The 553-nt window shown below is 39.1% G+C and carries 1 protein-coding gene; it reads right to left on the minus strand.

All coding sequences use genetic code 11. The features are described 5' to 3' along the window. Positions 1-553, minus strand: a 553-nt coding sequence (locus tag ACFINC_RS11820; protein ID WP_375617316.1) for a TonB-dependent receptor domain-containing protein, incomplete at both ends; no start/stop codon positions are given.

Below are 553 nucleotides of genomic sequence, written 5' to 3' on the forward strand. Positions count from 1 at the left end.
ATATCCTGGAATTTTTTGGTAATCAGATGCCTCAGCTACTTTATCACGTTTGGCTGCCAAAGTAAGGATAATATCGCCCCCCCAAACTTCTTTCGCATATCCTAAGCCGATAACTGCTTTTAAAGGAGGAATTGAGTTAAGATATTCATTTTTATCAAGATCTTTTCCTTGTGAATAAGCAAGAGAAACATTGCTATGAAAACCATTCTTAAGAGCTAGATGTGCGTTTGTTTCAACACCAAAAATTTGCACGCGAAAACGATTCATGTAATGCCGACGCGCAAATCTGAACTCTTCTGAGGGCCCTCTATCTTCAGTATCTATGAAGTTCTTATATTGGTTGATAAAGGCATTGAAGGAACCACCAAAATTTGCATTTCCATACCGTAGACCAACATCATACCCATTGCTTGTTTCTGGTTGAAGATCAGGATTTCCTTTAACGTAATAAGCAGAAGGCTTGATATAAGAAACATAAAGCTCTGAAATACGTGGTGCACGAAAAGCCTGTGCCCACTGAGCATAGAACGTTACTTGATTACGAACATCCCAC

It is taken from the genome of Bartonella sp. AP58NXGY, from assembly GCF_042195785.1.
Taxonomy (GTDB): domain Bacteria; phylum Pseudomonadota; class Alphaproteobacteria; order Rhizobiales; family Rhizobiaceae; genus Bartonella.